Origin of the sequence: Paraburkholderia sp. HC6.4b (genome assembly GCF_014200875.1) — a bacterium.
GTDB lineage: Bacteria > Pseudomonadota > Gammaproteobacteria > Burkholderiales > Burkholderiaceae > Paraburkholderia > Paraburkholderia tuberum.
In genome coordinates, this window is sequence record NZ_JACHDC010000014.1 from 1 (window position 1) to 25151 (window position 25151).

Annotated in this window: 18 protein-coding genes; 3 read left to right on the top strand and 15 right to left on the bottom strand. The window is 62.1% G+C overall.

The window, feature by feature from the left end; genetic code table 11:
• Positions 1 to 89: 89 nt before the first annotated feature.
• Genes HDG34_RS21025 through urtA form a run of 7 tightly spaced genes read right to left on the bottom strand, consistent with a single transcriptional unit; the run spans position 90 to position 6666 of the window.
• A complete protein-coding gene (locus tag HDG34_RS21025) occupies positions 90 to 524 on the bottom strand; it encodes an FmdB family zinc ribbon protein (RefSeq protein WP_409259474.1) in 435 nt (144 codons plus the stop codon).
• Positions 451 to 1689, bottom strand: coding sequence for a formamidase (gene fmdA, locus HDG34_RS21030; protein ID WP_184039865.1), 1239 nt, complete (start codon positions 1687 to 1689; stop codon positions 451 to 453). The genes HDG34_RS21025 and fmdA overlap by 74 nt, the downstream gene beginning before the upstream one ends.
• Positions 1690 to 1741: 52 nt before the next feature.
• Positions 1742 to 2431: an urea ABC transporter ATP-binding subunit UrtE gene (gene urtE, locus HDG34_RS21035; protein ID WP_184062017.1), complete on the bottom strand. Its 690-nt coding sequence runs from the start codon at positions 2429 to 2431 to the stop codon at positions 1742 to 1744.
• Positions 2432 to 2451: 20 nt separating this feature from the next.
• Positions 2452 to 3195 (bottom strand): urea ABC transporter ATP-binding protein UrtD, encoded by a 744-nt coding sequence (gene urtD, locus HDG34_RS21040; RefSeq protein ID WP_090804072.1) that lies wholly within the window; start codon positions 3193 to 3195, stop codon positions 2452 to 2454.
• Positions 3196 to 3198: 3 nt separating this feature from the next.
• Entirely contained in the window at positions 3199 to 4365 is a 1167-nt protein-coding gene (gene urtC, locus HDG34_RS21045) for an urea ABC transporter permease subunit UrtC (RefSeq protein WP_184039859.1), read from the bottom strand.
• Between the two features lie 53 nt (positions 4366 to 4418).
• Entirely contained in the window at positions 4419 to 5336 is a 918-nt protein-coding gene (gene urtB / locus HDG34_RS21050; protein ID WP_090804070.1) for an urea ABC transporter permease subunit UrtB, read from the bottom strand.
• 55 nt (positions 5337 to 5391) lie between these two features.
• Positions 5392 to 6666: an urea ABC transporter substrate-binding protein gene (urtA, locus tag HDG34_RS21055; RefSeq protein ID WP_090804068.1), complete on the bottom strand. Its 1275-nt coding sequence runs from the start codon at positions 6664 to 6666 to the stop codon at positions 5392 to 5394.
• Between the two features lie 181 nt (positions 6667 to 6847).
• Between urtA and HDG34_RS21060 the strand changes: the two genes are divergently transcribed.
• Positions 6848 to 10276: an ATP-binding protein gene (locus tag HDG34_RS21060; RefSeq protein WP_184062018.1), complete on the top strand. Its 3429-nt coding sequence runs from the start codon at positions 6848 to 6850 to the stop codon at positions 10274 to 10276.
• Positions 10277 to 10286: 10 nt separating this feature from the next.
• Positions 10287 to 11246 carry a response regulator transcription factor gene (locus HDG34_RS21065; protein WP_311734826.1) on the top strand — a complete coding sequence of 320 codons (960 nt, stop codon included), beginning with the start codon at positions 10287 to 10289 and terminating at the stop codon, positions 11244 to 11246.
• Between the two features lie 224 nt (positions 11247 to 11470).
• On the opposite strand, the gene HDG34_RS21070 is transcribed toward HDG34_RS21065, so the two are convergent.
• The gene (locus HDG34_RS21070; RefSeq protein WP_184062020.1) at positions 11471 to 12217 is read right to left on the bottom strand and encodes a response regulator; all 747 of its coding nucleotides are present in this window, start codon (positions 12215 to 12217) and stop codon (positions 11471 to 11473) included.
• 724 nt (positions 12218 to 12941) lie between these two features.
• Here HDG34_RS21070 and HDG34_RS21075 point away from each other — a divergent pair.
• Positions 12942 to 13688, top strand: coding sequence for a response regulator (locus tag HDG34_RS21075; protein WP_184062021.1), 747 nt, complete (start codon positions 12942 to 12944; stop codon positions 13686 to 13688).
• A gap of 853 nt (positions 13689 to 14541) precedes the next feature.
• Here the strand turns inward: HDG34_RS21075 and HDG34_RS21080 are convergent.
• From HDG34_RS21080 to HDG34_RS21110, 7 genes are all read right to left on the bottom strand, one after another.
• Positions 14542 to 14793 carry an EF-hand domain-containing protein gene (locus HDG34_RS21080; RefSeq protein ID WP_184062163.1) on the bottom strand — a complete coding sequence of 84 codons (252 nt, stop codon included), beginning with the start codon at positions 14791 to 14793 and terminating at the stop codon, positions 14542 to 14544.
• Between the two features lie 118 nt (positions 14794 to 14911).
• Positions 14912 to 15358, bottom strand: a complete 447-nt coding sequence (locus HDG34_RS21085; protein WP_184062022.1) for a glycine zipper domain-containing protein — start codon at positions 15356 to 15358, stop codon at positions 14912 to 14914.
• A gap of 119 nt (positions 15359 to 15477) precedes the next feature.
• On the bottom strand, positions 15478 to 15951 hold the full coding sequence (locus HDG34_RS21090; RefSeq protein WP_184062023.1) for a MipA/OmpV family protein: 474 nt from the start codon (positions 15949 to 15951) through the stop codon (positions 15478 to 15480).
• A gap of 395 nt (positions 15952 to 16346) precedes the next feature.
• Positions 16347 to 17780: an efflux transporter outer membrane subunit gene (locus HDG34_RS21095; protein WP_184062024.1), complete on the bottom strand. Its 1434-nt coding sequence runs from the start codon at positions 17778 to 17780 to the stop codon at positions 16347 to 16349.
• On the bottom strand, positions 17777 to 20929 hold the full coding sequence (locus HDG34_RS21100) for an efflux RND transporter permease subunit (RefSeq protein WP_184062025.1): 3153 nt from the start codon (positions 20927 to 20929) through the stop codon (positions 17777 to 17779). Before HDG34_RS21100 ends, HDG34_RS21095 begins: the two co-directional genes overlap by 4 nt.
• A complete protein-coding gene (locus HDG34_RS21105) occupies positions 20926 to 24000 on the bottom strand; it encodes an efflux RND transporter permease subunit (RefSeq protein WP_184062026.1) in 3075 nt (1024 codons plus the stop codon). The genes HDG34_RS21100 and HDG34_RS21105 overlap by 4 nt, the downstream gene beginning before the upstream one ends.
• 12 nt (positions 24001 to 24012) lie before the next feature.
• Entirely contained in the window at positions 24013 to 25011 is a 999-nt protein-coding gene (locus HDG34_RS21110; protein ID WP_311734825.1) for an efflux RND transporter periplasmic adaptor subunit, read from the bottom strand.
• Between the last annotated feature and the right edge of the window lie 140 nt (positions 25012 to 25151).

The following is a 25151-nucleotide window of genomic DNA, read 5'->3' on the forward strand; positions in this document are numbered from 1 at the left end:
AGGCGTATGTGGCTCGGCACACTTCGGTGCGCAACCCACGATACCCGAGACGGGCCCCTGCGGTCTTCACTCAGCAGCGACCATTATGTCTAGTGGCTGATCATCCATGGTCGTCCTGCCGGCCGTTTGAGTCCGTCCGAAGCCGATCCCGCGAGCTTCGCGCTGCCACCCGAGCAGCAACTGCATCCCGCCCGATGACGCAACGGCGCCCCGTCACCGGACTGGCGCGGCGCGTGCTGCGCGCGCTCGTTCGTTGCGTGCGCGGAGCGCCGTGTATTCGCCATCAAGGCTAGCGACGGCGCGCTGATCACCCGGCCACTCTCCCCTCCGCACTCGGGACAGCGGCAAGGCTTTTCGCGGTCCGCCATGCACCGCATGACGGAAAACGGACCGCAACTCGCACATTCGAAGTCGTAGATCGGCATGACAGGCTCTCCTGGTAGCGTTGGCTCAGACGTTCGCGAGATCCGGCGAGCATGGCAAATCCACACCGCCCTTGATGTGCTGGATGGGCCCATCGGCATTCGGGCGAATGTCGAAGTCGAAAATCTGTGTCGGCAGCCACAAGGTCGCGCACGCATTGGGAATATCGACCACGCCGCTGATGTGCCCCTGCACCGGCGCACAACCGAGCAACGAATACGCCTGCGCGCCCGAATAGCCGAACTTCTTCAGATACTCGATCGCATTCAGGCACGCTTGCCGATACGCGACCGTCACGTCGAGATAATGCTGAGCGCCCTGCTCGTCGACCGAAATGCCTTCGAAAATGAGGTAATCGTTGTAATTCGGCGTGATAGGACTCGGCTGGAATACCGGATTGCGAATTCCGTATTTCGCCATGCCGCCCTTGATCAGATTCACGCGCATGTGTACCCAGCCCGCCATTTCGATCGCGCCGCAAAACGTGATCTCGCCGTCGCCCTGGCTGAAGTGCAGATCGCCGACGGAAAGTCCTGCGCCATCCACGTAGACGGGGAAGAACACCTTCGAGCCGCGCGACAGATCCTTGATGTCGCAATTACCGCCGTGCTCACGCGGCGGCACGGTGCGCGCCCCTTGCGCCGCCGCCTTGTCACGCGCGTCGCCCGTGAGTTGCCCCATATGCGCGGTCGCTGCGAACGGCGGATTCGCCAGTGGCGGCACGCGCTCCGGCGCGGTCGCGATCAGGCCGGTTTCGCGTGCGTTCCACGTTTCTAGCAGTTTCGGATCAGGCAGGCATCCGATCAGGCCGGGGTGAATCAGACCCGCGAAATTCACGCCTGGAATGTGGCGCGAGTTCGTATAGACGCCGTGAAAATCCCAGATCGACTTCTGCGCGGCGGGAAAATGGTCGGTGAGAAAACCGCCACCATTGGACTTCGAGAAAAATCCGTTGAAGCCCCACTGGCTCTCGGACTTCGCACCGATGTCGAGCAGGTCCACGACCAGCAGATCGCCGGGTTCCGCGCCATGCACGCCGACCGGGCCGGACAGAAAATGGACGATCGACAGATCGATGTCGCGCACGTCGTCGGCGCTGTCATCGTTCTTGATGAAGCCGCCGGTCCAGTCGTAGGTTTCGAGGATGAAGTCGTCGCCGGGCTTGACCCAGCAAGCCATCGGAATATCCGGGTGCCAGCGGTTGTGCACCTGCGTGTTTTCGTAGGCCGGCTGGTTCAGATCCACCTTGATGAGAGTTTCGGGCATTGCGTTCGCTCCGTGGTTCGAGGGTCAGTAAATGCGGTTCGGTGCGCCGCACTCATACCGAGAGGTATTCGCGGATGCGGTCGGTGTCGCCTGCATCGCGGGTGCTTTGATGTACGAAGCGGCCGCCTTCGATCACGAAGAGCCGGTCGGCGACGTCGAGCGCGAAGCTCAACACCTGCTCGGACACCACGATGGCGATGTTGCGGGTCGTGCGAATCTGATTGAGCGCCTTCGCGATGTCCTTGATGACGGACGGCTGAATGCCCTCGGTAGGCTCGTCGAGCAGCAACACCTTCGGATCGGTCGCGAGCGCGCGCGCAATCGCGAGCTGCTGTTGCTGGCCGCCCGAGAGGTTGCCGCCCTTGCGCCGTCGCATGTCGAACAGCACGGGAAAGAGCGCGTAGAGATCGTCGGGCACGAGCTGGCTGCGCGCCTTTTCGAGGCCCGTCTGGATGTTCTCCTCGACGCTCAGCGACGCGAAGATCTGCCGGCCTTGCGGCACGTAGCCGATGCCTTTCGCCACGCGCCGGTAGCTCTCGTCTTTGGACACGTCGGCGCCGCCCACCCGCACCGTGCCGCGATTGGCGGGCAGCATGCCGATTAGCGCCTTGAAAAGCGTCGTCTTGCCCATGCCGTTGCGGCCCATCACCGCGACGCTTTCGCCGCTCGCCACGGAAAATCCGATGCCGTGCAGCACCTCGCTCTGGCCGTAGCTGACCACGAGATCGTCGACTTCCAGCATGATGTGTTCTCCGTGTAAATTCAGTGGCCGAGATAGACATCGATCACGCGAGGATCGGATTGCACCTGCGCCATCGGCCCTTCCGCGAGGATCTTGCCTTGATGCATGACCGTGACCTTGTGCGCGATCCGCTCGACGAAGGCCATGTCGTGCTCGATCACGATCATCGAGCGATTGCGGCAAATGTGATCGAGCAGTTCCGCTGTGACTTCCCGTTCGCGCGCGCTCATGCCTGCAATCGGTTCGTCCAGCATCAGGAGTTCGGGGTCCTGCATCAGTAACATGCCGATTTCCAGCCACTGCTTCTGGCCGTGCGACAGCAGCCCGGCTTCGAGATCGAGCGAAGCGGCAAGACCGATCTCATCGGCTACCGCACGCACCCGGTCGGCCACTTCGGCATCCTCGCGATAGGCGAGCGCGCCGAACACGCTGCGTCCGCGCGGAAACGACACTTCGAGGTTTTGCGCGACGCTCAGGTTTTCGTAGATCGACGGCGTCTGGAACTTGCGGCCGATGCCCTTGCGCACCCGCCGGAACTCGGCGAGATTCGTGATTTCCTCGTTGCGGAACTTGATGCTGCCGGCGGTTTCCCTGGTCTTGCCGCAAATCAGATCGAGCAGCGTCGTTTTGCCCGCACCGTTCGGGCCGATCACGACGCGCAATTCGCCGCGCTCGAGATAGAGGTTCAACGAATCGATCGCCTTGAAACCGTCGAACGACACGCTCAGATCTTCGATCGCAAGCAGAAAGTCAGTGTTGCTCATGCGTCAGATCTCCTTGTTCGCTGCGCCGAGCCACCGGCGGATACGCGGCCGGGCATGCTCTTCGTAGAGACCCGCGAGCCCGTTCGGAAAGGCCATCACCACGCCGATGAACATCGCCGCCATCAGATAGAGCCAGAGATTAGGCAGGCTCTCCGAGAACCAGCTTTTGCCGAGGTTGACGAGAATCGCGCCATACACCGCGCCCACCAGTGACATGCGCCCGCCGACTGCGGCATAGATCACCATCTCGATCGACGGCACGATACCGACGAACGACGGTGACATGAAACCCACCTGCAGCGTGAACATTGCGCCACCGACAGCCGCGAGCAGCGCCGCGAGGCAGAACGCGAACACCTTGAACATCGCGACGTCGTAACCGGAGAAGCGCACGCGGTCCTCCTTGTCGCGCATCGCGAGCAGCAGCGTCCCGAGCTTGCTGCGCTGGACCCAGCGACAGGCGAGCAGCGCGCCGATCAGCAGCACCGCATTGACGAAATAAAGAACCAGCTTCGCGTGGTCGGTGCGGATGTCCCAGCCGAGCAGCGTGCGCAGATCGGTGATCCCGTTCACGCCACCCGTATATCCTTGCTGGCCGATGATCAGCACCGAAAGAATCAAGGCGACCGCCTGCGTGATGATCGCGAAGTACACGCCGCCCACCCGCCGCTTGAACATCGCATAACCGACGACGAACGCGAGAGCCGTAGGCACCACGAGCACGGCGAGGATCGAGAACGGTAGAGAATGAAACGGCCTCCACCACGTAGGCAGCGCGGTGAGCTGATTCCAGTCCATGAAGTCGGGAATGCCGGGCGTGGTCTGCGTGTGGGTGGCGGCCGGGTCGGACGCCTCGAGCTTGAGGAACATCGCCATCGCGTAACCGCCGAGGCCGAAGAACACGCCTTGTCCGAGGCTGAGCACGCCGCCGTAGCCCCACGCGATCACGAGGCCAATCGCCACGAAAGCGTAGGTGAGGTACTTGCCCATCAGGTTCAAGCGAAACGTATCCAGCACAAGCGGAAACACGACAACGATCAGCACCGCGAGTATCGCGATGCCCACGTAACCCGACGCGTCGAGCCGCATCGCGAGCGCGCGCCAGCCTCCCGGCGCGCTGGGACCGGATCGCGGGGAAACGCTCCCCGCCACGGCTTGGATGGGTTCCATGTCCATCTCCATACGAATTAATCAGTGAATGAGCCGTGCACGGCGCCCCGCACTCACACGCGCCGCACCTTCGACGCAAAGAGTCCCTGCGGACGCAGCATCAGGATCACGACGACCGTCAGCAGCGTAAGAACACGTGCAATCGAACCCGACAGGAAAAACTCGCTGATCGACTGCATCTGCGCGATGCCGAACGCCGAGGCCACGGTGCCGAGCAGGCTCGCCGCGCCGCCAAAGGTGACGACAAGAAACGAATCGACGATATAAAGAGAACCGCTGGTGGGTCCGGTCGAGCCGATCGCCGTGAACGCCGCGCCCGCCACCCCCGCAATACCGCAGCCGATCGCGAAGGTCATCCGGTCAGTGCGCCGCGTGTTGATGCCGGCAGCGTTGGCCATGGGCCGGTTGGCAACCGTGGCACGCACGCGCAGGCCCCAGCGCGAGCGGTAGAGCGCGAGCAGCAGTCCGCCTGTCATGACCAGCGCGAGTCCCATCACGAACATGCCGCTGACTGGAATATCCAGGCCTGGCGCTGGCTCCCAGGAGCCCATCAGCCAGTCGGGCAGCGCAGGACTCACTTCCTTCGGCCCGAACGTCGAGCGAAACACTTGCTGCATGCCGAGACTCAGACCCCAGGTAGCGAGCAGCGTGTCGAGCGGACGGCGGTATAGATGGCGGATCAATGCCCATTCGGCGAGCCAGCCCGCCGCGAACGCGAGGCCGAACGCCGCGACGATCGCGAAGAAAAAGTACACCGGCGTGAACGCGTGCCAGACGTTCTGCGAGAACCACGAAAACATGTAGACGGTATAAGCGCCGATCGTCATGAATTCACCGTGCGCCATGTTGATCACGCCCATCTGGCCGAAGATCACGGCGAGCCCAAGCCCCATCAGGAGCAGAACGCTGAACAGGCTCAGACCGGCGAAGCCCTGCATCAGCGTGATGTTGAAAATGTCGGTGGCGGACATCGAGCGCTCCTCGCGCGGCGGCGCGTTGCGTCGCCGCGCAGCTGCGGTTGACGGATTACATGTAGCCCTTCGGGAACGGATTCGGCTGGATCGGCTGGTCGGACTGCGCGACGACCTTGAATTGGCCGTCTGCCTGGCCCTGGCCGATCAGCGAGCGGCTCCACAGGTGGTGATTCGCATCGACCTTCGCATAGCCCTGCGGCGCATTGGCCACGTCGATGCCCGCCGACGACGCCACCACCTTGTCCACGTCGAAGCTGCCCGCGCGTTCGCAGGCGGCCTTCCAGATCCATGGGCCGAGATACGCGGCCTGGGTCACGTCGCCGATCACGGACTTCTGGCCGTAGCGCGCCTTGAACGCAGCGACGAACTTCTTGTTGTTCTCGTTATCGAGTGCCTCGAAGTATTTCATCGACGAATAGAAGCCCGCGAAGTTGTCGCCGCCGATGCCGAGCACTTCGTCCTCGGTTACCGATAGCGTCAGCAGGAACTGCTTCTGAGGAGTGATGCCGGCCGCCTTGAGCTGCTTGTAGAACGCAACGTTCGAGCCGCCCACCACGCTCGCGAAAATGCAGTCCGGCCGCGCGAGCTTGATCTTGTTCATCAGCGACGCAAACTCGGTCGTGCCGAGCGGGTAATACTCCTCGCCGACGACCTTCGCGTGCAGATGCTGCTCGATATGACGGCGCGCGATCTTGTTCGACGTACGCGGCCAGATATAGTCGGAACCAATCAGGAAAAACGTCTTGGCCTTCTTCGTGTTCGACGCCCAGTCGAGCGCCCAGAGAATCTGCTGGGTCGCTTCCTGGCCCGTGTAGAACACGTTCTTCGACTGTTCGAGGCCTTCGTAGAAGGTCGGGTAATAGAGCAGCCCATTGTCCTTCTCGAACACCGGCAACACTGCCTTGCGCGAGGCCGAGGTCCAGCAGCCGAACACGGCGGCGACGTGGTCGTTCTCGAGCAGCTTCTTCGACTTCTCCGCGAAAGTCGGCCAGTCGGAGGCGCCGTCTTCCTGAATGATCTGGATCTTGCGCCCGAGCACGCCGCCCATTGCGTTGATCTGCTCGATCGCGAGGCGTTCGGCCTGGATCGAACCGGTTTCGGAGATCGCCATCGTGCCGGTCGCCGAATGCAACTGGCCGACTGTCACCGTGGTATCGGTCACCGCGAGTCCGGTGGTGTTCACCTTGGCGGTGGGCGGCGTTTGAGCAAACGAAGTACGTGGCAGCCCCAGCGCCATCAACGGCGCGGCGGCGAGGCCGCCGATCAGTTTCCGGCGCAACGGCGACGGTGTGCGAGCATCATCATCGATTCGATCGTCTGCGGACATCACATTCTCCTTATCGGTCGCCCTGCGCTTCTTGCGAGAGCTGGTTCGAGGTTGGACGCAATGTAGAAAGCCAAATTGGCAACCGGAATACGTCGATTGACGTATTCCCCGCAGTCGCACTGGAATGTAATTTGCATCAGACACCGATCCGATCGTTTCCGCACCAATCCAGCTCATCTCCATGCCCCAGAGTCACCCGTCAGTGGGCACGCCCAGTACCCAACGCATCGTCAAGGTGCGGCGCGACTACAATGCGTGGGTCGGCGACGAAACGCTCGAGGATTACGCGTTGCGCTTCACGCCGCGTTCGTTTCGACGCTGGTCGGAACTGCGCGTCGCCAACACGGCAATCGGCGCCGTGTCTTTTCTGGTGCTCGAAGCGATCGGCGGCAGTCTCGTCGTCAACTATGGCTTTACGAACGCGGTCTGGGCGATCGCGGTCGTATCGGTGCTCATCTGGCTCACCAGTCTGCCGATCAGCTTTTACGCCGCGCGCCATGGCGTCGACATGGATCTGCTTACGCGCGGCGCGGGCTTCGGCTATATCGGCTCGACGTTCACGTCGCTGCTCTATGCCGTCTTCACGTTTATTTTCTTCGCGCTCGAAGCGGCCATCATGTCGCTCGCGTTGCAACTCTATTTTCATATCTCGCTGGCGATCGCCTATGTACTGAGCTCGCTCGTCGTGATTCCGATCGTGATGTTCGGCATCACGCTGATCAATCGGCTGCAAAGCTGGACTCAGCCGCTGTGGCTGGTACTGTTCGCGCTGCCCTATGCGGCTGTGCTGTGGCACCATCCGGGTCTGGTGCACGAATGGACGACCTTTGCCGGCTTCGCTCCGCAAGGCCGCGCGTTCAGCGTGATCGCGTTCGGGCAGGCCTCGACCGTGGTGTTTGCATTGATCGTGCAGGTCGGCGAGCAGGTGGATTACTTGCGCTTCCTGCCGCCGCTGACTGCAAAGAACCACACGCGCTGGTGGCTCGCGCTGCTGTCGGCGGGACCAGGCTGGATCGTGCCCGGCGCGCTCAAGATGCTCGGCGGCGCATTCCTCGCCTTCGTCGCGATCCAGTACGAAGTCAGTCCGGCGGAGGCCACGCAGCCCACCCAGATGTACCTCGTCGCCTATCACTTGCTGCTCGATCCGTTTGGGCTCGCGAGTTGGGCGCTGCCCGCGATGACGCTGTTCGTGATCGTTTCGCAGTTGAAGATCAACGTGACGAATGCGTACGCGGGCTCGCTTGCGTGGTCGAATTTTTTTGCGCGTCTGACGCATAGCCATCCGGGGCGGGTGGTGTGGCTCGTGTTCAATGTGATGATCGCGCTGCTGCTCGTGGAAATGGGTGTATTCGAGGCGATCGCCAGGGTGCTGTCGCTCTACGCAAACATCGCGATCGCGTGGATCGGCGCACTGTTCGCCGATCTCGTCATCAACAAGCCGCTTGGGCTTAGCCCGCGTCATATCGAATTCAAACGCGCACACCTGTACGACGTGAATCCCGTCGGCGTAGGCGCGATGCTGATCGCCGCCGCCGCCGCGATGCTCGCGCAGAGCGGCATGTTCGGCTTGCTGGCACAAGCCATGTCGTCGTTCATCGCGTTCGGCGTGGCGGTCGCCTGTGCTCCGGTGCTCGCGATCGTCACGCGCGGACGCTACTACATCGCGCGCGCCGCCCAACCCACGGGCAACGCCACTTCGCTTCGCTGCGCGATCTGCGAGAACGCGTTCGAACCGGAAGACACAGCCTTCTGCCCTGCCTACGGCGGCACGATCTGCTCGCTGTGCTGTTCGCTCGATTCGCGCTGCCACGATCGCTGCAAGCCGCACGCACGCTTCGCGTCGCAAGCCGATCGCGCGCTACATCGCGTGTTTCCCCGCGTGCGGCTCGGCCCAGCCGCGCTGCGTCTCATGCACTATGCCAGCCTCATGTGCGCGATACTCGCGGTGCTCGCGAGCGTGCTCTATCTGACCTGGTCGCAGAGTGTGACCTCGCTCGCCGTCGACGGATCGTCGATCGACAGCGCGATCGGCCACAGTTTTCTGAAGATATTCTTCGCGCTTTCTCTCGTCGGCTGCATAGCGGCGTGGTGGTTCGTGCTGGAGCGCGAAAGCCGCCGCGTCACGCAGGAAGAATCGCAACGGCAAAACGAATTGCTGATGCAGGAAATCGACGCGCACCAGAAAACCGACGCCGCGCTCAAGCGCGCGACGGCCGCCGCCGAATCGGCGAATCAGGCGAAAAGCCGCTACGTGTCCGGTTTGAGCCACGAGTTGCGCACACCGCTGAACAGCATTCTCGGCTATGCACAGTTGCTTTTGCAGGCGAAAGAGGAGTTTTCGCCGACGCGCTACAGCGCCGTGCGAACGATTCACCGCAGCGGCGAACATCTGCTTGCGCTCGTCGATGGGCTGCTCGACGTCGCGCGTATCGAGGCGGGCAAGCTGGAACTGAACATCGCACGCGTGTCACTGGTGGATTTCGTCGCGCACGTCACCTCAATGCTGCGCCCGCAGGCGCTCGAGAAAGCGCTCGCTTTCGACGTGCAGACCGTAGGCCGCCTGCCCGCCACCGTGCGTACCGACCAGAAATGCATGGGTCAGATTTTGACCAACCTGATCGGCAACGCGATTCGCTTCACGTCCACGGGTACTGTGACGCTGCGTGTGAGTCACGTGCTCGACACGTTGAAGTTCGAAGTAGTCGACACCGGCCCGGGAATTCCTCCGGCCGAGATGGAGCGCCTGTTCCTGCCGTTCGAGCGAGGCGAAGCGGCGCATGCGCACGATCACGGCGCGGGACTGGGGCTCACGATCTGCCGGCTTCTCACGCAGGCACTCGGTGGCAGTCTGGAAGTGGACAGCGAGGTCGGGCGCGGCACGCGCTTCATCGTGCGACTGTTCGCGCCAGCAGTGAACAGCGCAGCCGACGCGCGCACTGAACTCGCGGCGATCCGCGGCTATACCGGGCCGAAGCGCGCGATTCTCGTCGTCGACGATCTCGCGGATCAGCGCGGCATCGTCGTGCAACTGCTGACGCCGCTCGGCTTCGACGTCGCCGAGGCGGAGAGCGGCCCCGACGCGTTGCGCTGGCTGGCGACACACAGCGTCGACGTGATCATCATGGACATCTCAATGCCGCTGATGGACGGCTACGAAGCCAGCCGGCTGATCCGCGAAAACCAGTTGTCGAACGCCCCGATTGTGCTGCTTTCGGCTAATGCATTTGCCGACGATCGGGAACGCGCGAGCGCGACCGGATGCGCCGGATATCTCGTGAAGCCGCTCCAGATCAATTTGTTGCTCGACAAGCTCGCGCAGTTACTCGTGCTCGACTGGATCGCATCCGAGCCGTCCGCGTCCGCGCAAGCCACGCCGCCCGTCAGGCACGCGTCACTGGACCTCGCGTGGCCGAAAGCGGTGCTCGAGCGGCTGCGCGCACACCTCGAAGTCGGCTACCTGCAAGGCGTGATCGAACAACTCGACTCGGCGCGCGCGACCTGGCCCGCGCTACAGGAGCAGATCGACGTGTTGCGCGCTTTGGCGGAACGCTTTCAGCTAAGGGAGCTTGAGCATGAACTCGACCGACTGTCTCGCGCCGCGGACGTCTGACGCGCGCGCGATGAACTCCACCGATGCGTCGCCCGAGTGGCTGCGCGAGCGTCCCGTCGTGTTGATTGTCGACGACACGCCGGACAACCTCGCATTTCTCTCCGATACGCTTCAGGCACATGGTTACGCGGTGCTGGTCGCGCTTTCGGGCGAAGATGCGCTCAAGCGCCTCGCACGCGTGACGCCCGACGTCGTGTTGCTCGACGCGATGATGCCTGGCATGGATGGCTTCGAGACCTGCAGGCACCTGAAGCAGGACGTTCGCCACGAACATCTGCCCGTGATCTTCATGACGGCATTAACGGAAAGCGAGCATGTGGTACGCGCGTTTCGCGTCGGCGGCATCGACTATGTGACGAAACCCGTGCGTCCCGAGGAGGTTTGCGCGCGCATTGGCGCACACGTGCAGCGCTCACGTGCGCAACTCTATGCGCACGCGGCACTGTCGCTCGATGCGCGGGCGGCGCTGATCGTCGGCGCCGATGGCGCGATCCGCTGGCAGAGTCCGCAAGCGGCACGGCAAATTTCTGCCTACCGGGCCAGCCACGCCGATGACCTCGTGCAAGCGGTTGCGCACCCCATGTTGCCGCCGCTGTTGCGCGACTGGTTTGCGGACTGGCTCGGGCGCGGGAGTCCGACCGGCGCCGTCCTCGAATTCACCGCAGGACACGTGCGGCGTTCTGCGAGCGCAACCTCCGCTCCCGATCCTGGAGAGTGGATCCTCACCCTCAAGGAGACCGATGACACTGTGCACAGCAGCGCACTCGCGGCGCGCTTCAATTTGACGGCGCGCGAGGCCGAAGTGCTGCTCTGGGTCTCTCGCGGCAAGACGAATCGCGATATCGGCGACATTCTCGGCATGGCGCCGCGCACGGTGAACAAGCACCTCGAACATCTGTTCCGTAAGCTGCACGTCGAGACGCGCGCGGCTGGCGCTGCGCTTGCGATCAAGGCGCTGGACAGGGCCTGAAATAGCCGAACGGTCGCGCAAGCGATGACGGAAACTACCCTGCCTTGTTGTTTTACCCGAGCAGCGGCGGCACGCTCGACGCTTTGTCGGGAGCCACACGAGTTGCGGGAGTTGCAGCGCAAGAGACCCCGATGAACGCTGTAGCCACGGCGTTGCGCGCGGTGTACACGGAAAGCAGAGGAAGCGGCTTGAATGTCACTGTCGAGCGTCCAACAGGTGACGCTTTAGTTTGAGGTTGCAACGAGCATGTAGCCGAGGCCCCACACCGTGCGGATATGTCGGGGCGAGCTTGCCTCTGTCTCAATCACCTGTCGTAAGCGAAGAACTTGCACGTCAACGCTGCGGGCGCTCGCCTCATATTGCGACCCGCGCGCGCGCTCTATCAGATTTGCGCGGCTTACGGGACGGTTTGGCGTCTCCGCAAGCGCACACAGGAGACGCATTTCAGCTGCGCCGAGTTCGACGATGCCCGCTTCGTCCGACATCAATTCTCTACGCCGAACGTCCAGCCTGAAGGCGCCGAACCGCAAGCATTGCGACTCGCCTGCGAGCAGCATCTCACCCCGCACGTTTTGCAGGCGCACCTGAAACTGCTGCCGACGTAACATCGCCCGAACCCGCGCTATCAGCTCGCTCGGCAGAAACGGTTTCGCGAGATAGTCGTCGGCGCCGATCTCCAAACCTACGACCTTGTCCGCGGGATCGCCACGCGCTGTTAGCATGAGGATGGGGATTGTCTCTCTCCGAGCACGCAACCGACGGCAGATGGACAGGCCGTCTTCGCCTGGCATCATGATATCGAGAATCAACAGGTCGAACGGGTAGCGCTCGATCAATAGGTCCAACTCAATGCCTGTCTTCACCGCGCGCACCGAGAAACCTTGTGCCGTCAGAAAGCGTTGCAGCATATTGCGGATTTCAACATCATCGTCAAGCACGATGATGCGACCGGTTGGCAGATCATCTGACATATGATTAAGCAGACACCTCTAATAACGCCTGTCTTTTAGTTCCTGTTTCCGATGCTAGGCGGCGAACCGCTTAGCTTTGCTACAGCCGTCACGTGCCTCGGTGGGCGGCGACAATCTCGTCGAAGCGGGCTGCGCCGGGCGGCCTGCCGGCCTGCAGTTGCGCCTGCACTGCTTACCAATCCGCTTGATGTCTGCGGCGATACGTTGCACCTCGGACAGTGCCAGTGCGGCATGCAGCTCCGTAGCGACATCCAATGCCTCCTTTGGCAAGAAAACGGACTTGCAATCCGCTAACACCTTCGCATGCATCTGCATGCCACAGGAAGTTCCGTATGGTTCGACGAACGGAATATACAAGGATCTCCGCACTGGATGTGTTGGAAAGGTATGTCAAAAGATGTCATCGATTGTGCTGGCCACAACACTGACTGGCGAAAGCCCACGACCGCCCGGCGCCACCCGTATGTGCCGGGCATGCCATCCTGACTGCTCATATTACAGCTGTCGCTCGTGGTCAGCGAGAAAGCGAGTGCACCCGTGCATTTGCGGACAGAAAAACAGGCCCCGTCGATGACATTTCCTGACATGATTTGCTAACACCTGGCGTTATGAAATTCGCCTACATTTCTTCGATCGATCGTGTGCTGCAGCTTCTGCGGTGCGCTCGCATTGCGGTTAGTCGCGGCCCCGGTCATCACTCGTTTGTGAGCGTTATTCTCTTCCTATGTCAGCTCAGATTCTTCTAATCGACGACGACGCCGAATTGTGTGATGCGACTCGCCGCTACCTGGTAAGGTGGGGTTTCGACGTGTCAGTGCTACATGATGCGCGTTCGCTCGAACACCGGCTCAAACACGAACGCCCAGACCTGATAGTGCTCGATCTTATGATGCCGGGCGTCGACGGCTTGACGGCACTACGTAGGTTGCGCGCATCAGGCGACGACATTCCAGTCTTGATGCTCACCGCCCGCGCCAACGAAGAGGACCGCATCGCTGGCCTTGAATTGGGTGCCGATGACTATCTCCGCAAACCGTTTAACCCGCGTGAGCTGGTAGCACGGATTCAGTCCGTGCTGCGGCGCCAGCGCGCCGTACCCGATGCGGGCATTCCCCAACGACGGCAACCTTACACATTCGGCGCGTTCACGCTGGACTTTCAGTCGCGCACTCTGAATAGCGGAGAGACGTCTCTTACCTTATCTGCCAGTGAGTTTGCGCTGCTGCAGATTTTCGTTAATTCTCCCATGTGCACACTCACCCGCCGGCGTCTGCTCAAGTCACTTCATGGCGCGGAATCCGAGTCCGCCGATCGCGGCATCGACGTTCAGATCTATCGTCTGCGCCGCATCGTGGAAACTGACCCGTCGACACCACGATTCATCCAGACCGTTCGCGGGTGCGGATACATCTTCGTGCCGGACCTCGAAGAGCATGCTGCCGGCACATCAACTCACCATTCGCATAACTGAGGTCTCTGGTTGCCCTCATACTGCTGTATATGCGCTTATTGCTTCGAGCGCGACCAGTCGCCAAACTACTATACGGTAGCAGCGGCCAAGTGGTGACCACCGCGAACGCCATGGCAAGGGTAATCGAAGATAAGTCGAGCGCCGGCTCACTGACTCACTCGGATATACACGATTTTTGAGCGGCCGTTATATCCTGGTCGCTATCCGTGAACTGGACGCAGTTGCGCATCGTCCCTGCGGCGAGCTTCGGACAGGATGCAAAGCGGCCGCTATGCATCCCGCCCGCCCACGGGGCGGACGCGAATAGACTCAGGTCAATAGTACGCGGGAGCGACGATCAGTGGCGGTCGAGGGACTACAACCAGTGGCCGGGCCATTATTGGACGACCCACCGGAACGACTACACAGCCGCTAAGCACCGCGGCACTCATGCAAAAACCGGCAGCAAGCGCAAAGCGACAAAGAACACGCGCATTAAGCATTAATTCAACTCCTTTCGATTGAGGCTCAGCGACTGGCATTAGGGATGCGTTCAGGCGTTACCGCTGGGGACGCCGCGCCGCTCGTGTCCCAGACCGTAATCCGCATTTGGGGGGCCAAGATTCGCGGTGTTGGTCTCCCTGTCCAGGTCGCCCTCCACTGGAGCGCCGGGCGCGACGAGCACGCTCGGATTGATTTCGGTGCGCCAGGCCCGCAGGACTTCCAGCTATCGACTTGCCCATGGCGGGTTGCTAGCGTCGGGTAACCGGAGCGCGCAGCAGCCCCATCATTCGACGTGATGAGGCGACCCGATGGGACATATTCAATACACGGTTAAACCACCCGAGGGTATTGAAGCTTGCCTTGCAAGCGCTTACTGCCGATGCTGCGCAGCGAACTGCTCGATCTGCTCAAGCGTCACGTACCCTTGATGCGTAGTATCGATCTCATCGAAATGGGCTGCGACGCGCGGCATACCTGCCTCCGCCTGTTCTTTCGTGAGCTTGCCGTCATGAGTTGCATTCGCGGCAGTAAAGCGCGCTTCCAACATCTGCTGCATGCTGCTCTGCGCGAACGCAGACGACACAGCGAACGTTGCAGCCAGAATAATGAATAAACGTTTCATCAAAGACTCCGTTAAGAAATGAATGACGTGCACGGAATAGCCAGGGGACAAAGCTCGACCCAGGATTTCCAGCCGGCAGAATTCCAGGTCAAGCCATGACACGACCATACGAGCGAAATCAGTACGGCGCGTAGTAGTAAGGTGGGGGCGCGCCATAGATTACGGCGCGGGGCGGCACGGGGCGTACGGGCACGACGATCGCTGCCGAACGAGGTGTTTCGATCGTATCTCCCTTTGCCGTGATGCATTGCGCGTACGCGTTGTCGTATTGCTGCTGCAACGACGCTTCGGTCTGATTGTGCTGCGCCGAGCCCGTCATGCTGCCGAGCAGCAGTCCGGCACCCGCACCGATTGCGGCGCCGGCACCGGCGTTGCCCGCCCCGGCGCCGATCAGAGCCCCGGCCGCAGCGCCTCCAGCCGTGCCGACGGCGGTAGCAGCAAGTCCGGAGGTTGCCGGCTGATGCGAGGCCGCCGCCGGATTCATGACCTGCGTCGCGTACGTGCGGCAGCTATAGTCGTCCTGCTGGAACTGGTTGAGGGTCTTGCCGTTCGCTGGGACCGCCATGACGGTAGGCGCACTCGGCGGCGTGACCGCACACCCCGCCATGCCCAACCCAACAGCGAGGCAGACAAGCAGTGGCGCAATACGAGTCGATGTCAGATTCTGGTTCATTGATAGTGCTCTCACGATGATGCAGCGCGAAGTAAGCGCTCAGAAGTGGTAAGCAGCGCCCACCGATCCAAATAGTGCCAGCGCGCGAACGCACCGAAGTCGAAGGACGTTGCGATATCTCCGATGCCGTTGAGCACCGCCGCATAGTCCTGGTTGCGGCCCAGCTGAACGCCGATCAGCGGGCCCACCGCAACACTCGGCCCCAACGGGTAGGCGACGCCGCCCGTGAGCCCCTGCACGAAGATTGCCCCGTTCAACAGCGACAGCATGGGCAACGGCAGCACACGATAGGACTTGCTGCCTTCATAGTGGGGCAATGCGGTCACGTTGATGCCCACGCTATCGTCCAGCGACGACTGCGCCAACGCTGGTGAGTAAGGCAGGCACTCAGTGGCGATGACGGCGAGCGCGCCCAGCCACCGTCGTGCGCGGCTTCGCTTGAGAACCGCGGCGACAAAGCGATAGTCATGCATGTTCAAGCCCATCTATCGATGGTTGTCCGGCGAACCGCAACGCCCACGCTGATATCAATCGCCAGGGACCCAGCAGGCGCCTTGCCGACAGCCATAGAAATTACCGCACTGGCAGCAGACACGAGAACGATTTTAAATTTCACTGCACACTCTCCATGTGATGGATTCACCCCACTGGCGAACCCCGCATGACACAGCCGCCAATGTAGGGAACCTGTGCGCTACATGTTGTTGGAAATGTGTTGCATGTCATGTCAAGCCACGTCGCGGGGAAGCGATACCGCACAAGTGGACGTAACGGGGCCTTGCACGCGGTTCGAGACGCGGACTTTGAAAAACGGTCGTGGGCGCTATCGGACTCTGGACCGCGCAGATCGGCAGACGACGTTACAACGGCGCGCCCGCCATCATGGGATCGGGGCCTGGCTCTTCGACGACATCCAGCCGCCGCCCAGGTTCTTCACCAGCCCAACGCCGCTTTTCGCCAGTGCCCCCTGCGTATCGTTCAGGTTCTGTCTGGCCGTGAGTAGCGTCACTTGCTGAGTCAAATCGGACTGCTCGCTCGCGGTTCCGGCCGTCAGTTGCGCGGCGACGCTCTCCAGCAACTGCCGGTTGCGCTGGTAAATGTCGGCAAACGCGTGCTCCTGCTGGCGCAGATGGTTCAATGACGACAGGCTGTCTTCCACGTTCTGGAACGCCGTGAGCACGGCTTCGCGATAAGATGCGACGTCTTCGTCATAGGTCGCCTGCGCCTTGTGCACGGCGGCCACGCGGGCACCACCGTCAAACAGCGTGGCGGCAAGTGAGGGACCGAGCGACCACATCCGGGTCGGCAATGAGAACAGCGTCGCGAAGGTGTTGTGCTGCACGAGACCCTGTGCCGATAAATCGAGGTCCGGAAAGAATGCGGCCTTCTCTACCCCGATAAGCGCGTTCGCAGCAGCAGCGGTGCGTTCCGCGCTGACCACGTCAGGCCGTCTTTCCAGCAACGCAGACGGCAGCACGGATGGCACCTCGGGCTCGCGAAACACATAGTCGAGCCGCGGTGCAATCGACAACGAAGCCGGCGGCACACCCGTGAGCGCCGCGATTGCGTGCTCGTCCTGCTCGCGCGAGGTCTGTGAAATTTGCAGGTTCGCGACAACCGCCTCCTGCGTGTCCTGCGCATACAGCAGATCGACTTGCGACGCGGTCCCCTGTGCCAGCGCTGCGCGCGTGATCGCGAGAATCCGCCCGTTGACCGCCTCCTGCTGCCGCAACAGGTCGATGTCGATATCGAGCTGGCGGATGTCGAAATAGTCGGTCGCCAGCGTCGCGGCAATCGACAAGCGCTCGCCGGCAAGCGTCGCATCCGCGCTCTGCGCGTTCGCCTTGCCCGACTCGATCTGCCGGCGCACGCCGCCCCACAGATCGACTTCCCAACTCGCGTAGGCCTTCGCGTATTCCGCCGTCGTGCTCGAGCTGTGCGAGGCCGACGCGTCGACACCGAGCGTCAGAAACAGGCTCGCCCGGTCTGCAGCGACGGTGGCCTGCGCGAGCCGATAGGCGGCCGCCGCGCCTGCAATCGACTGATTCGACTGCAGCGCTGCGTCGACGAGCCGGGACAGCTCGGGATCGTCGTACGCGTCCCACCACCGGGTTGAGAGCGAAGCCTGCGGATTGGGCGCCGCAAGTCGCCACTGTGTGCCCGCTTCCTTGAACTGCGTTGGAATCGCTACGGCCGGCTGGTGATAGTCCGGGCCGACCGCGCAGCCCGAAAGCCAAAGCGTGGCGCCGAGCGCGCAGGCGCAGCAGCGCATGCCGACCGACACGGCCGACAGGTATCCGATGGGCGATTTCATGCGTGTTTCCTTCGGCACCGCAACCGCCGCGACGCCCGATCGAGCCAGAGATAGATGACAGGGGTGGTATAGAGCGTGATGACCTGGCTGAACACCAGACCGCCGATGATCGAGATACCGAGCGGCTTGCGGAATTCGGATCCGTAGCCTGACCCCAGCACGAGCGGCAGCGCGCCGAAAATTGCGGCGACCGTCGTCATCATGATCGGACGGAAGCGGATCAGGCCCGCGCGCACGATCGCCTCCTCCGGCGGCAGTGCATGCTGACGCCCTTCGGCAATCGCGAAGTCGATCATCATGATCGCGTTCTTCTTCACGATGCCGATCAGCATCAGCACGCCGATCAACGCGATGATCGACAGCTCCGTGTGAGTGAGCAGCAGCGCGATCAAAGCGCCGACGCCCGCAGAAGGCAGCGTCGAGAGAATCGTCAAAGGATGAACCAGGTTCTCGTACAGCATGCCGAGCACGACGTACACCGACAACAGCGCGGCGAGGATCAGCAGCGGCTCGCTCGCCATCGACTCACGAAACGCTGCTGCCGTGCCGGCGAACGCGCCGGAGATACTCGCCGGCATTCTGAGCGCAGCGACGGCCTGACTGATCTGCTGCGTCACGGGTCCGATCGATGCACCGGGGCGCAGGTTGAACGATACGGTAATGGCGGGGAACGTAGCCTGGTGATTGATCGAAATGGCGCTGGGGTCGGTCGAGAACCGGGCCATCGCGGCGAGCGACACCAGCGCTGAACCGTTCGCCTGGGCCGCGGCCGACGGCGTAGCGGCGCTTGCGCCGGTCGCCCCCCCGGCGGCGGTCGTCGACGCGCCGCTCGTGGCGAGCGCCGGACTCGCCGGAACATGGATGTCCTTCAGTACCGAAGGACTTGTCCAGTACTCGGGTGCCACCTCCATCACGACGTGATATTGATTCGCGTTCCCGTAGATGGCCGAGACCTGCCGTTCGCCGAACGCGTCATAAAGCGCCTCGTCGATATCTTTGAAGCTCACGCCCATTCGCGCGGCGGAGTCGCGGTCGACGTCGATGCCGACCTGCATGCTCTGGTCCTGCTGGTCGGTGTTGATGTCGGCCAGCGCCGGCATCTTGTGCATCTGCGCGACTAACTTCGGCACCCATTGATCGAGTGTCGCCTGGTCGTCCGCGGTAAGGGTGTACTGGTACTGCGCGGCGCTCTGTCGGCCACCGGCCGCAAGGTCCTGCAACGACTGCAGATAGAGCTGTGTCCCCGGCATATCGGCAAGCCGTCGGCGCACCTGAGCGATCACCTGATCGGCCGTCGCGCGACGCTCACCCAGGGGCTTGAGCGTGACGAACAGCAGTGCGTTGTTGAGCGCGTTCGCTCCCCCCACGAAGCCACCCACGAACGCGACGTTCGGATTCTCCTGCACCGCCTTGTTGACCATCTGGAACTGATGCTGCATCTCGTGCCAGGAGATGCTTTGCGACGCCTGCAGCGTGCCAAGCAGCAGCCCCGTGTCTTCCTCCGGGAAGAAGCCTTTCGGAACCACGGTGAACAGCCAGAGGTTCAGCACGAACACCAGCACCGTCACGCCACCCATCAATAGCGGATGCCGGATGACCCAGCGCAACGACGTGCCGTACAGGCGAGAAAATCCGCTCTCGTGATGCTCGTCGCCGTTCCCGGCTTGCGGTCCTGCGCGCAGGAAAATGCTCGTCAGCATCGGCGTGACCGTGAGCGAAATCAGCATCGACATCACGATCGCAACGGAAAGCGACACCGAGAACTCACGCAGCAGCCGGCCCATCAGTCCCCCCATGAACAGCAGCGGGACGAATACCGCGATCAGCGAAACGCTGATCGAAAACACCGTGAAGCCCAGTTCCTGCGCCCCTGCGAGTGCCGCCTCGATGGGCTTCTTGCCGCGCGCCAGATGCCGCATGATGTTTTCGACGACGACGATTGCATCGTCGACCACGAAACCGGTCGAAATGGTCAAGGCCATCAGCGAGAGGTTGTTCAAGCTGTAGCCAAGGACGTACATGACCCCGAACGTACCCAGCAGCGACAGCGGTACGACGATCGCCGGAATGAGCGTCGCGCGCCAGCTGCGAAAGAACGCGAACGTGACGGCCGTCACGAGCACGATGGATACAAGCAGCGTCATTTCGACGTCGAGCAGCGAGCCGCGAATCGTCTTCGTGCGGTCCACCGAAATCGCCAGCTTGATGGTCGACGGGATCGCCGCCTCGAGCGCCGGCAGTTCCGCCTTCACGTTGTCGACGGCGTCGATCACGTTCGCGCCCGGTTCCTTATAGAGGACCAGCAACACGGCCGGCTTGCCGTTCGACAGGCCGTAGTTCTCAAGCTGCTCGACATCCTGACGTACATAGCCGAGGTCCGACACACGCACGATGTTGCCGTTGTTCTGCCTGACGATCAGCCGTCCGTAGTCGGCGGGCGAATACAGCATGTCGTTCGCGCCGATCGAATAGTTCTGCCCGCTCGCCGACATCGATCCCTTGGGCAAATCGACATTCGCATTCCCGATCGTGCTGCGGATCTGCTCCAGACTGATGCCGTAGTGGCTCACCCGGTCTGGATTCAGTTCAACCCGCACCGCCGGCAGCGCGGCGCCGCCCACCACCACGTTGCCCACGCCGGTTGTCTGCATCAGCTTCTGTTGCAGCACCGTCGACGCCGCGTCGTAAAGCTGGGCTGGCGTGGCCGTGTCGGAGGTCAGACTGATCACGAGGATGGGCGAATCCGCGGGATTGACCTTGCGATACGTCGGGCTGCCGTCCATGTTGGGCGACAGGTTGGTTTTCGCCGCGTTGATCGCGGCCTGCACGTCGCGTGCCGCGCCGTCGATATTCCGGCTCAGGTCGAACTGCAACGTGATCTGCGTTTGCCCGCGCGAGCTGACCGACGTCATCTGAGCGAGGCCCGCAATATGGCCGAACTGCCGCTCGAGCGGCGTTGTGACCGAGGTGGCCACGGTCGTCGGATCGGCGCCGGGCAGTTGCCCCTGCACCAGGATCGTAGGAAAGTCGATTTCGGGCAGCGGCGCAACCGGCAGCAGCCTGAATGCCAGGATACCGAATAGAGCAAGGGCGACAGCCAGCAACGTCGTCGCGATGGGCCGTCTGACGAATGGGCCAGACAGGTTCATTGCACATACTCCGTTACGATCGGCTCGTCCGCGGCAAAGCGTCTTTCCAGACGATGCATCGCCAGATAGATCACCGGCGTCGAGAACAAGGTCAGCAACTGGCTGACGCACAGGCCGCCGATAATCGCGATGCCAAGTGGATGCCTCAACTCGGAGCCCATGCCGGAGCCGAACGCGAGCGGCAGTGCGCCGAACAGCGACGCCATCGTCGTCATCAGGATCGGACGGAAGCGCTGTTCAGCCGCACGCCGGATCGCATCGTGTGCGGACAGGCCGTGGTTGCGCTGCCCGTCCAGCGCGAAGTCGATCATCATGATCGCGTTTTTCATCACGATGCCGATCAGCAGCACGATGCCGATCAGGCCCATGATGTCGAACTGGGTTCCGGTCATCAGCAGCGCCAGCAGTGCGCCAAGCGCCGCCGAAGGGAGCGTGGACAGGATCGTGACCGGATGAATGAAGCTCTCGTACAGGATGCCGAGCATCAGATAGACCACGATCACGGCAGCGGCGACCAGGTACCCTTCACTCGCCAGCGACGACTGAAAGGTCGCGGCCGATCCTTCCAGCGACACCTGGACGGACTGCGGCAACCCTATCTGCTCCTTGACCCGCTCAAGACGGGCGATCGCCGTGCCGAGGCTGTATCCGGGAGCGAGATTGAACGACACGTCCGCATACGGGAACTGGCCCTTGCGATCAATCCGCAACGGCGCGGGCATCACCTTCATCGTCGCCATCGACGCGAGCGGCGCGAGGCTGCCCGACGACGTATTTACATAGAGTCCTGAAAGCAGATGCGCAAGGTCGTCGGCGTTGTTTCTCGCGACCAGCACCACGTGATACTGGTTCAGCTGCGTGTAGATCGTCGACACCTGCCGCTGACCAAACGCGTCGTACAGCACATCGTCGATCGCCTGCGGGGTGATGCCAAGGCGCGACGCGGTATCGCGGTCGAACGTGAGTTGCACCTGATTGCCTGACTGCATCGCCTCGCTCTGCACGTCGGCAAACGCCGGATCGCCGCGCAACGCGCCAACCAGCTCGCCAGTCCAGCGAGTGAGCAGCGCCGGATCGGTCGACTGCACGCCGAGCCGGTAGCTCGTCGTCGAGATGGTGTCGTCGAGCGTCAGATCCTGCACCGGATGCAGAAACAGGCGCACGCCCGCGAGGCCTGCGGTGTCATCGGTCAGTCGGCGAATCACCTCGTCGATGCGCGCTCGCTCGCCCTTGTCCTTCAGATTGATCAACAGGGTGCCCTGATTGATCGTCGGTCTCGTCTGGTCGATGCCGACAAACGACGAGAGACTTGCGACTGCCGGATCGCGTGCGACCCGGTCGACGACCTGCTGCTGTTGGCCGATCATGCGCTGGAACGAAATGGTCGGCGCGGCCTGCACGACACCTTCGATCAGACCTGTGTCCTGCTCGGGAAAGAAGCCCTTCGGCATCAGCATCAGCACGACGAACGTCAGCGTGGCCGTCAACACCACCGATGCGATCGTCAGGCGCCGATGCGACAATACCCAGTCGAGACCGCGTATGTACCTGCTGTTGAGCCGGTCGAAGAAATCGACCCGATGCGAGTGTGGCTGCGCTTTTAACATGCGCGAGCACATCATCGGCGTAAGCGTCAGCGACACCAACGCCGACAGGACGATCGCGACCGACAGCGTCAGCGCGAACTCGCGGAACAGGCGCCCGACCACGTCGCCCATGAACAGCAACGGGATCATCACCGCAATCAGCGACACGGACAACGAGACGATCGTAAAGCCGATCTCCTTCGCACCCTTGATCGCGGCCCTCAGGGGCGTTTCCCCAGCCTCGATGTAGCGCGTAATGTTCTCGATCATTACGATCGCGTCGTCGACGACAAAGCCTGTCGCGACAGTCAGCGACATCAACGTGAGGTTATTCAGCGAAAAGCCGAGCCCGTACGCGACCGCGAGCGTGCCAACGAGCGAAAGCGGCACGGTGACTGCGGGAATCACGGTAGCGGGCACATTGCGCAGGAATACGAAGATCACCATCACGACGAGCGCCACGGCGATTGCCAGCTCCGTTTCGACGTCGGCAACCGACGCGCGGATCGTCTTCGTGCGATCCGTCAGCACGGCGACCTTCACCGATGCGGGCAAGCTCGCCCGCAGTTGCGGCAACAGCTTCTGCACGCTATCGACCACATCGATCACGTTGGCGCCCGGCTGCCGCTGGATGTTCAGCACGATAGACGGCGTGCTGTTGGTCCACGCCGCCTGTTGCACATTCTCGGCGCTGTCGATCGGCCTGGCGATCTGCGCCAGCCGAACCGGTGCGCGTTGCCGGTACGCGATGATCAGGTCGCGATAGTCCGCCGCCGATTGCAGCTGGTCGTTCGCACCGATCGAATACGACTGGTATTTTCCGTCGAGACTGCCCTTCGCCTGGTCAACGTTGGCACTGCCGAGCGCGGTGCGCACGTCGTCGATCGACATGCCGAGTGCGTTGAGCGCGCCGGTATCGGTCTGAACCCGCACGGCCGGCCGCTGACCGCCGCTGATCGTGACGAGACCCACGCCTGAAATCTGCGAGATCTTCTGCGCAAGCCGGGTATCGGCCAGATCCTCGATCTTCGTCAGCGGCAGCACGTCGGAGGTCAGCGACAGCGTGAGCACCGGGGGGTCGGCAGGGTTGACCTTGCTGTAGACAGGCGGATACGGCAGATTAGCCGGCAGAAAGCTCGACGACGCATTGATCGCGGCCTGCACTTCCTGCTCGGCGACGTCGAGCGAGAACGACAGATCGAACTGCAACGTGATCACCGATGTGCCGTTCGAGCTCGTCGAGTTCATCGCCTTCAGCCCCGACATCTGGCCGAGCTGTCTTTCGAGCGGCGAGGTGATCGACGAACTGACCACATCCGGGCTTGCGCCGGGATACTGCGTGTAGACCTGGATCGTCGGATAGTCGATTTCCGGTAGCGCCGAAACAGGCAGCAGGATGTATCCCAGCACCCCGGCCAGAAACAACGCGATCATCAACAGCGCGGTCGCAATGGGTCGCTCGATAAAGATTCGTGAAGCGTTCATCGTCGGCTCCGCTCAGTGCGCCACGACTTTCACGATCGAGCCGGTATCGAGCCTGTCTGCACCGTCGGTCGCGACCCGCTCTCCTTCCTTCACCCCGCCATCGAGAATCGCCGTGTCGTCGCCTTTTACCGGTCCGGTCTTCACGTTGCGCAATGCCACTGCGCCTGCGCCGCCGATCACGAAAACGAAATCGCCGTTCGCGCCATGCTGGATCGCCGTAGTCGGCACGACCGGAATCCGCTGCAGCGTGTCGACCTGCATCCGGACATTCACGAATTCGTTCGGGAACAGCGCGTTGCCGGAATCGGGGAAGACTGCCTTGACGTTGATCGTGCCGGCGCTCGTATTGACGAGGTTGTCGACCGCAAGCAGCGAGCCCTTCGCGAGCAACGATTTGCCGTCACGGTCATAGGCCAGCACCTGAACCTCCCCCTGCGACATCGCCCGCCGGATCCGTCCCAGGTCGTCTTCTGGCACCGAGTAGGTCACGGTCGCCGGCTGCAGTTGCGTAACGACCGCGATACCGGTCGTGCTGGTGCTGCTCACGTAGTTGCCGGGGTCGACCAGGCGCAGGCCCACGACGCCGTCCACGGGAGACGTGATGGTGCAATAGCCGACCTGAACCTGCAGATTGTTCACGTTGCCCGTGTCCGCCAGCACCGTGCCTTCGTCCTCCTGGACGGTAGCAACTTGCGTATCGAGCGTCTGCTGCGTAATCGAGCCCGCTTTGATCAGCTGCTGATAACGTTGCAGGTCCAGTTTCGCGTTTGCGAGTACGGCCTGGTCATGACGCAGCGTACCCTGTGCCTGCAGCAGCTGCGCTTCGAGCGCCCGCGAATCGATGCGTGCAATCACCTGTCCTTTCCTGATCGTCTGCCCCTCGCTGAAATCGACGGAACGCAGTATCCCGTTGACCTGCGTGATGACCGTGACGGTACGTGTCGGTGTCACGGTGCCGAGCGAGTCGATATAGACAGGAACATCGGTAACCGAAGCCGCAACCGCGCTCACGGGGATCGGATCTGGTGCGACAGCCGTCTGACGGTGACCGTGAGCCTGGTGGAACCACCCAACGGCCACGACGCCGGCCATGAATATACTAAGTACCGCAAAGTATCTTGTAAGGTTTTTCATTACACAACCATGAAAAA